1 protein-coding gene is annotated in these 1,596 nt (G+C 65.4%); it reads right to left on the bottom strand.

The window, feature by feature from the left end; translation table 11 throughout:
- On the bottom strand, positions 1–1,596 hold a 1,596-nt coding region (gene gcvPB / locus QK290_RS18395), incomplete at both ends, for an aminomethyl-transferring glycine dehydrogenase subunit GcvPB (RefSeq protein ID WP_282332110.1).

Below are 1,596 nucleotides of genomic sequence, written 5' to 3'. Positions count from 1 at the left end.
CCAGTCGGAACTCACGACGGCGGACGCGGTGTGGGGTGCGTGCCGCAGCGGGCTGTTCTCGACGGTGAAATCGCCGCTGGCCACCTGGTCGATTTCCTTCCGGATGGTGATCATCGCGTCGATGAACCGGTCGATCTCCACCAGGTCCTCGGACTCCGTCGGTTCCACCATCAGCGTGCCCGCAACCGGGAACGCCAGGGTAGGGGCGTGGAAACCGTAATCGATCAGGCGCTTGGCCACATCCTCAGCCGTAACGCCGGTCTTCGCCGTCAGCTCCCGCAGGTCCAGGATGCACTCGTGCGCCACCAGCCCGCCCTCACCGGTGTACAGGACCGGGAAGTACTCGTTCAGGCGCGCCGCAACGTAGTTCGCCGCCAGCAGCGCCGACTTCGTCGCTTCGGTCAGGCCTTCGGCGCCCATCAGCTTCACGTACGCCCAGGAGATCGGCAGGACACCCGCGGAACCGTAATTGGACGCCGAGATGGCCACGCCGTGGCCCGCTTCATGGGCTGACTTGTTAGCGTCACTGGGCATAAACGGTGCCAGGTGCGCCTTCGCTGCGACCGGACCAACACCGGGTCCGCCACCGCCATGCGGGATGCAGAACGTCTTGTGCAGGTTCAGGTGCGAGACGTCACCGCCGAACTTGCCCGGCTGCGCCAGACCCACAAGGGCGTTCAGGTTGGCACCATCCACGTAAACCTGGCCACCGGCTGCGTGCACAGCGTCGCAGATTTCGGTCACGTCCGCGTCATAGACGCCGTGGGTGGAGGGGTAGGTGATCATGATCGCCGAAAGGACGTCCCTGTTCGCCTCGATCTTGGCGTTCAGGTCCGCATGATCAATGCTGCCATCCGCAGCGGTCGCCACCACAACCACCTTCATGCCGGCCAGGACAGCCGAGGCCGCGTTCGTGCCATGCGCCGAAGCCGGGATCAGGCACACAGTCCGCTGGTCATCGCCCCGGGACAGGTGATACCCACGGATCGCCAGCAAACCTGCAAGCTCACCCTGGGACCCGGCGTTCGGCTGCAGCGACACCTGGTCATAGCCGGTGATTTCCGCGAGGTCAGACTCCAACCCGCCGATCAGCTCACGCCAGCCCACGGTCTGGGAATCCGGGGCAAACGGGTGGATCGAGGCGAACTCCGGCCAGGAAATAGCTTCCATCTCCGCCGTGGCGTTCAGCTTCATGGTGCACGAACCCAACGGGATCATGGTCCGGTCCAGCGCCAGATCCCGGTCACTGAGCCTGCGGATGTAACGCAACAGCTGCGTCTCGGAACGGTGCGTGTTGAACACCGGGTGCTGCAGGTACCCCGAGGTGCGGAGCACCGATTCGGGCAGTTCAAAGCCCTTCGCGTCCACCACCGGACCGGCACCGAACGCGACGGCGATCGCGGAGAGAACATCCGTCGTCGTGGTTTCATCAGCGGAGACGCCGATGGTGTCCGCATCGATGTGGCGCAGGTTAATGCCGCGCGCCTCGGCGGCGGCAATGACCTTGGCCGCCTTGCCCGGGACGCGCACCGTGACGGTGTCGAAGAAGGCCTCGGTGACCAGGTCGCGGCCGGCGACCTTCAGCGTGGTGGCCAG

It is taken from the genome of Pseudarthrobacter sp. AL07 (assembly GCF_029960665.1).
In the GTDB taxonomy this organism is placed as follows: domain Bacteria; phylum Actinomycetota; class Actinomycetes; order Actinomycetales; family Micrococcaceae; genus Arthrobacter.
Note: the sequence above shows the minus strand (reverse complement) of the source record. Positions and strands in the feature narration are given on the sequence as shown.